This is a genomic window from Gemmatimonadota bacterium, from assembly GCA_016712265.1.
Classification (GTDB): domain Bacteria; phylum Gemmatimonadota; class Gemmatimonadetes; order Gemmatimonadales; family Gemmatimonadaceae; genus RBC101.
In genome coordinates this window covers 1-6245 of sequence record JADJRJ010000025.1, presented here as the reverse complement: position 1 = coordinate 6245, position 6245 = coordinate 1, and the positions used below count along the sequence as shown (strand labels likewise).

The 6245-nt window shown below is 66.9% G+C and carries 12 protein-coding genes and 1 pseudogene; all 13 read right to left on the bottom strand.

Going from position 1 to position 6245, the window contains the following annotated elements; all coding sequences use genetic code 11:
* A partial coding sequence (locus tag IPK85_04170; GenBank protein ID MBK8246583.1) for a hypothetical protein occupies window positions 1-328 on the bottom strand: 328 nt, incomplete at its 3' end.
* A gap of 58 nt (window positions 329-386) precedes the next feature.
* Window positions 387-1790, bottom strand: coding sequence for a phage major capsid protein (locus IPK85_04165; GenBank protein ID MBK8246582.1), 1404 nt, complete (start codon window positions 1788-1790; stop codon window positions 387-389).
* Between the two features lie 72 nt (window positions 1791-1862).
* Window positions 1863-2243, bottom strand: a complete 381-nt coding sequence (locus IPK85_04160; protein MBK8246581.1) for an ATP-dependent Clp protease proteolytic subunit — start codon at window positions 2241-2243, stop codon at window positions 1863-1865.
* Window positions 2197-2556 (bottom strand): Clp protease ClpP, encoded by a 360-nt coding sequence (locus IPK85_04155; GenBank protein ID MBK8246580.1) that lies wholly within the window; start codon window positions 2554-2556, stop codon window positions 2197-2199. Before IPK85_04155 ends, IPK85_04160 begins: the two co-directional genes overlap by 47 nt.
* A 34-nt stretch (window positions 2557-2590) precedes the next feature.
* Window positions 2591-3304 (bottom strand): phage portal protein, encoded by a 714-nt coding sequence (locus IPK85_04150; protein ID MBK8246579.1) that lies wholly within the window; start codon window positions 3302-3304, stop codon window positions 2591-2593.
* Window positions 3213-3602 (bottom strand): phage portal protein, encoded by a 390-nt coding sequence (locus IPK85_04145; protein MBK8246578.1) that lies wholly within the window; start codon window positions 3600-3602, stop codon window positions 3213-3215. Before IPK85_04145 ends, IPK85_04150 begins: the two co-directional genes overlap by 92 nt.
* A pseudogene (locus IPK85_04140) lies at window positions 3595-3909 on the bottom strand (phage portal protein). The gene IPK85_04145 and the pseudogene IPK85_04140 overlap by 8 nt, the downstream one beginning before the upstream one ends.
* Window positions 3906-4079, bottom strand: a complete 174-nt coding sequence (locus IPK85_04135; GenBank protein ID MBK8246577.1) for a hypothetical protein — start codon at window positions 4077-4079, stop codon at window positions 3906-3908. Before IPK85_04135 ends, IPK85_04140 begins: the two are co-directional and overlap by 4 nt.
* Complete coding sequence (locus IPK85_04130) at window positions 4076-4237, bottom strand: hypothetical protein (protein ID MBK8246576.1); 162 nt, start codon at window positions 4235-4237, stop codon at window positions 4076-4078. Before IPK85_04130 ends, IPK85_04135 begins: the two co-directional genes overlap by 4 nt.
* On the bottom strand, window positions 4237-4605 hold the full coding sequence (locus IPK85_04125) for a hypothetical protein (GenBank protein MBK8246575.1): 369 nt from the start codon (window positions 4603-4605) through the stop codon (window positions 4237-4239). The genes IPK85_04130 and IPK85_04125 overlap by 1 nt, the downstream gene beginning before the upstream one ends.
* A complete protein-coding gene (locus IPK85_04120; GenBank protein MBK8246574.1) occupies window positions 4602-4835 on the bottom strand; it encodes a hypothetical protein in 234 nt (77 codons plus the stop codon). The genes IPK85_04125 and IPK85_04120 overlap by 4 nt, the downstream gene beginning before the upstream one ends.
* Window positions 4835-5932 carry a hypothetical protein gene (locus tag IPK85_04115; protein ID MBK8246573.1) on the bottom strand — a complete coding sequence of 366 codons (1098 nt, stop codon included), beginning with the start codon at window positions 5930-5932 and terminating at the stop codon, window positions 4835-4837. The genes IPK85_04120 and IPK85_04115 overlap by 1 nt, the downstream gene beginning before the upstream one ends.
* Complete coding sequence (locus tag IPK85_04110; GenBank protein ID MBK8246572.1) at window positions 5932-6219, bottom strand: hypothetical protein; 288 nt, start codon at window positions 6217-6219, stop codon at window positions 5932-5934. The genes IPK85_04115 and IPK85_04110 overlap by 1 nt, the downstream gene beginning before the upstream one ends.
* Window positions 6220-6245: the final 26 nt, after the last annotated feature.

Below are 6245 nucleotides of genomic sequence, written 5' to 3'. Positions count from 1 at the left end.
CGAACTTGATGTAACGAGCGCCCTCGGAATTGACGTTCAGGTCCGACTGCATGACTGCGATCTCGATTTGACTGTTGTCGTTGGCGGACGCCGATGCCGAGAGCTGGGTGGCGCTCTTGAGCGCGGTGGCGTTGTTGCCGTCGCTGTCGCACTTGTAGGCCTTGAAGTCGATGGTCTCGCTGGCCATGTTGCCCAGCATCGCCACGCCCATCACCTGCGTGAACTTGGACATGTCGATCACGTCGGTGTACAGCTGCGTGTTCGCGTGCGTCTGCGGATCCGAGGTGGCGATTATGGCGAGGATCTCGCCCAGGTGTCCTGCAATCATGTTTCCTTGCTCCTATGAGAGAGTCGCAAGGGCCGCTCGCGCGGCCCGTGAGCGTGGGTCAGCGCGCCTCGAGGACGACAACGGGGGACAGGGTGTTGCTGCCGTTCTTCCGCGCGATCGGCGCGCTCAACCACGGCCGGCCGGCCATGCGCATCGTGAAGCGGAAGGCGGTCGCACCCTGGTCGAACCACAGGTGCATGGACACATCGGACTTGATGCCCAGGCCGTTGCCGCCGCTCTTCACTGCGGTGAGGTAGGCGCCCAGGTCGACGAACACGATGTCGCCCAGATCGCCCACGGTGCCGCACGCTTCCGTCGGCAGGATCGGCCGGCCCATCAGCGTGGCGTAGGGCGAGCCGGACAGTCCGCCAGGGGGCAGGTACGCCGCCGCGCCGGCCGCAATACCAGCGGATCCCACGATGTCGCGGAACGTGATGTTCAGGTTGAGCAGCTGGGGCTCGACGTCCTGGTTGATGAGCCACACCGCCCGGGCGCGGTTGGCCGCCGGCATGCGCGCATACATCTTCAGGATGTTCTGCGCCACCAGCGTGTCGGCGGCCTGGCTGCCTTCCTTGCTGACGGTGACCTTGCAGGGTGCATTCACCAGACCCAGCGGCATGCCGGCGCCGTCGCCGTTGATGATGGCGTCGTTGACCTTGAAGTTGAGCTTCTGGCCGGCCTTGCTCGGCACGTAGGTGGCCATGGCCGGGGCGTCCTCGAGCAGCTCGTCGGTGACCGGCACCAGGCACGTGAGCTTGTCCAGGCGCAGCGACAGGGGCTGAAGGCTTACCTTGCTCTGCGTCTGAGCGGCCGCTTCCTTGCCCCAGTAGGTCTGGATGCCGCCGGTCGATTGCCACGGCGTGGTCTCGTCCACCGGGAAAACGATGCTGTTGCCAGAAATCGGCTGCATGTCGGTGCGGGACAGCAGCGAGTCCTCGCCGTTGACCATGGTCATGATCTGGCCGCGCCATTCCGGAGGCACTGCAAAGCCGCCATCGGCGCCCACGTCTTCGCTGCCGTAAGTGCTCAGGCTGGCGTTGCGCAGGCGGTCATCCACGTCCTGGCCACGAGAGGCACGCAGAACGGCCTTGGCGAAGTCGCCGAAGGTTCTGCCACCCCACCGCTGGCGCTCGTGCTGCGGGCGCAGCGTGGTGTGCTGCAGACCGTCGCTGCCGCGTTGGCGGTTGCCGGCCTGGGGCACCGGTTCCGGATCCGGCACGGTGGTCGGCGCCGTCGGCGCCGTGGGGCGCGGACCGGGTTCGGTCAGCCGGTTGGACTGCGCTTCCATGCGCTCGCGGCGCTTGATGTCGGCCTCGACCGAGTCGAACTCGGCGAAGATCGCCTCGATGCGCGCGCTCTCGTCGTCGGTGAGGTCGCGCTTTTCGGCGTCGGCCTGCGCCTGGATGGCTTTCGCGGTTTCGTGCAGGTCCGCGAGCCTGGCCTTCAATTCAGCAATGGTCATGCTTCAGCTCCTTTGGTCGAAAAAAAACCGGCTCGAGGCCGGCTCACGGTGCAACGTGGTTGCCGTTTCATGTCAGGGGCCCGCACCCGGCGGCCCAGATCGGAGATCTTTTGCGGCGGCCATGGCCGACCGGCTGGCGACGAAGTGCGACGTTGGGCGCTGATGGCGTCTGGCGCCGGGCATGTGGCGGATCCAGGGCACGGTGCCGCGTGCACTGGCCGCCATGCGGACCGGTTCGGTGACGGCGTCGGCGAAGCCGTTCTGTTTGGCCTGGGCGGCATCGAACCAGGTCTCGGCGCTCATCCACTCCGACAGGGTGTCCTCGGTCTGGCCCGTCCGCGCGGCGTAGGTCCGCAGCAGCGAGCCTTTGACCTGGTCGAGCAGCACGGCCTTGTCGCGCAGCGCGTCAGCACTCCCGACGGCGAAGGACCACGGGTCGTGAATCGTGATCATGGCGTTGTCCGCCACCCGGATCCTCGTCGGCGGCCATGATGATGATCGAGGCGATGCTCGCCGCCTCTCCGTCGACGTCGACCTCGACCCGCGCGGAATGCCGCGCCAGCTGGTTGTAGATGGCGAAGCCGTCGAACACATCGCCGCCGGGCGAGTTCACGCGCAGCTTGATGGTGTCGATGTCGCCGGCCGACTTGAGCGCCTCGGCAAAGTCCTTCGCTGTGATCCCGCCCCACCAGTCCTGGCCGATGACGTCATAGAGGTAGATCTCGGCGGTTTTCTTGCCCGCGGCGCGGATCCGGAAGTTAGGCATGAGTGCCTCCGTTGATGAGCTTGAGTCGGGCGGCCTAGTCGACCAGGCGGTTGTCCGGATCGGTGTCGTCCGGCGGCGGGTCGTTGCCAGGCGCGGGCGCCACGGCCGGCGCCGGGTCGGGACGATCGAGCTTTTCGATTTCCTTCTCTTGCTTCTCGCGCAGCAGCTCAAGAGGGAGGTTCGACTCGACGTGATAGTCGTCGCCGCCTGGCACGGGATTCATGTCCTCGAGGCGTCGCACATCATTGACCGACAGCCAACCAGCGCGCCGGCCGATCTGGTAGGCCTCATACCGGCTCTTGAGATCGCCGCGCAGCAGGCCGGCCAGGTTGAAGCGCACGGTGAGCCGGCCGCGCTGGTTGCGGCCGAGCAGCTTCATGTTCGCCTCGGCCTCGAACCGCCGCACCCAGGGCAGCAGGCAGTTCTGCACGAACTCGATGGACATTTGCTCGACGTTCGTGTGGGTGGCGCGCTCGAGCTCGGCCAGCATGTGCGGCGGGACGCGGAACCAGCGGCAGATCTCCAAGACCTGGAAGCGCCGAGACTCCAGGAACTGGGCGTCCTCCGGCGCAACGGTGAGCGGCTGCCACTTGAGGTTGCCGCCGAGGATCGCCGTCTTGTTGGCCTTCCGCCCACCCTTGTGGACTTTCTCCCACTCAGCCCGCAGCTGCTCGACCTGGTCGCGCCCGCGCCTGGTCGGTGGACAGCACGCCGGAGGGGTGGGTGCCGTTGCCGAAATAGCCGGCACCGAACGTCTCCAGTGCGGAGGACAGGCCCAGCGACTGCCGCGCCAGGTGCAACACGCTGTAGCCGACGATGCCGTCGTAGCCGAGGCCTCGGAGGTGGAACATGTCGCGTGCCGGCACCGTGTCCTCGTCGCCGTTGTCGTCGCGTACGCGATACACCAGCTCGCCACGGTCCGTCCGCTCCACCCGGACGCGATCGGGCTTGCACAGGTGCAACGCGTAGGGTTGCCCGTTGAGCTCGCGCTGGATCGCGGCGTATCCGTTGCCTCGCAGCAGGGCGTGGGCCGTAGGAGCGCTCACGAAGGGCCTGGGCGGTGATTTCATCGTCCGGCGAGGTGTTCAGCAGCCAGTGAACCGGGTGAGTCTCGACCACCCGGCGCGAATCGCCAGAGCGCTCGATGACCTGCACCGGCAGGCTGGCCAGCGCCTCGGCAATCACGCGCACGCAGCCCCAGACGGCCGACAAGGTGTACGCGTTGTCGCCCTGCAAGGTGACGCCAGAGGCGTTCGGCATGCGGCCCGGCCACACGAACTCGGCATCGTCGTCGTCGGCACGTTCTTCGGCACGCGGGGCGAACAGGCCGCGCAGCTGGTCGAGCAGTTTCATTTCGTCCCCACAAGGATGCGGAACGACCGGTCGTCGGTCCGGCCACCGGCCGTCACGACGCGGCAGCTCACCGTGTACGTGGTGTTGTTCGTGCCGCCACTGATCCAGCAGGTCGACACGCTGGCCGCGGGCCGCAGCACGCCATCCAGGACCACCGCCGCGTCGTTCACACTGTCGCTGCCCCTGGTGAGGCCGACGGGCCGGTCCAGGTCGCCGAGGCGATGGTGTCTCCATCGAGCCACTCGTCCCAGGCGATGGAGTAGTCGAGGACAGCGTCCGGATCCTTCGTGATGTAGTCACCGGAGGTGTCCCGCTGAAACGCGCTCATTACGTCGGGTCGGCGATCTCGATGTCCCAAGCGGGGAAGTTGACCGTGTTGCCGCCGGTCAACGCCTGCGAGGTGCAGGTGGTCACGTACAGCAGCCGCGTACCGTCCACGATGGCGACGTGGTTGGCAGTGCCGGAGGTGTCGACGGTGACGCCGGTCTTGGCGCCCACGGTGACCTTCCGGCCACTGACGTCGCCGTTGGCCTTGGTGAAGTCCGACGAGCTCATCGCCACGTCCGCCAGGGCGTAGGTGCTGACCGCCTCGGTGCGCGATGTCGGCTGCGCCGAGCACGCGATCATGGTGGTGGCGTTGCTGCGGATGATGTCGTGCGCGCCGTCCAGCACGTCGTCGTGGACTGCCTTGCTCATAGCGTCTGGGCCTCGTGTCCGTGATCGGTGGACTGGATTTGGAGCTCGTGCGGACCGGCCGGATTGTCAGCCACGACACCCGTCACCGGATCCCGCGCCCAGCCGTTGGCCAGCAGGACGCCGGCGTCCATCAGTTCGGCCGGCGTGCTGAACCGCCGGCGCTCGCCCTGCGTGTACCGATTCCGGCCGATCAGCGCGGTCTCGGTGATTTCCAGTTCAATGGTGTCCATCAATGCACCCTCAGGGACCGGGCCTCCAGGGGCACGGTGAGCACGCGCGATTCGCGCAGGATGACGAGCGTCCGGCCCTCACCGCGCACGACCAGCACGCGATCGGAGTCGGTGACCAGCGCGCCGGGGATGGATAGCGACAGCACGTCGGCCAGGTGCGCGTGCAGCGCGTCCGACACGACCAGGACGTGCGTCTGCGTGAGCGCCAGGTGATCCACGTCGTGCGCGTGCAGCGCATCGGCAATGACCAGGTCGGTGCCGCCCACCGACAGGGTGATCTGATCCGCCGCATGCGCATGGACAGCCTCCTGGATCGCCAGCACGTGCGTCTGCGTCAAGGTGAGGTTGTCGGACCCGTGGGCATGCAGCGCATCGGCGATCGCCAGCGCCGTGGCGGTGGTCAGCCCAACCTGGTCGGCGCTGTGAGCGTTGGTGGCGTCCGCCACGGCCAGCACGTGCGTCTGCGTCAGGGCAAGGTTGTCGGCCGAGTGGGCATGTGCGGCATCGGCGATGGTGAGGTCGACCGCCGTAACGTAGTCCGTGGCGACCAGGGAATCGACACGGCCATAAAGACGGGCCCGAACCCCAGCCTTGCCCGGCGTACTGCCACCGGACCACGTGATCTGCACGCGTTGCGTGCCGTCCAGGTAACCCTTTACGCCGTTGCTGCCGTTGCGCGCTTCGATTTTGAACGTGTAGTTCTGGTCCGCCGTCCAGGTCTTGGCGTAGGTGCTGGACTCGGATACAGCGCCGCTTTGGACCTCTTGCATGACAAGCAGCGAGTCCGGCTGCGACATGTACATCTGCACGTAGTGCGGCCCGGCGGTGTCATAGCGCACATAGATGCCGCCCAGCGGATTGGAGTCGCTGGTGGTCCGGCGCACGATGGCCTCGACGTCGTACTCATCGGACGCCGGAGACGCGCTGTTGTACGCCGCGCCGCTCGATGACGACGAGTCGCCGCGCACCCGATCCTCTGACGCCGCTACCGTCATCCCGCCAGCAGAAAATACGGTCCACGTGCCGCCGACGTCCGGCGTGTGCGAACCTAGCGCGGTGTCGCTGGCTTCGGTAAAGGTGTCGGAAAGAAACGCCATCAGCGAACGCCTCGCGAGACCTCGATCGCAGCAGGCTGCAACCGCGCCAGGTCAAACCCCGGCTTGAGTGCCGCCCCCATCCGATCGAGCACCACCTTCACCGGCGTGTCATCGGTCACATCGCGCGTGTCGATCTTGAGCGCTGCCACCTTGGCATCGACCTCGGCACGCTTGCCGGACGGCACGTCTTTCAGCGCGACCGTCACGTCGTCCGGCAAAACAGTCACGCCGACGGCCTGGATGATCTGGGCATGCACCTTCGCGTCGGCCTCGACCGCCGCGATCACGTGCGACTCCAGATACTGGCCACCCG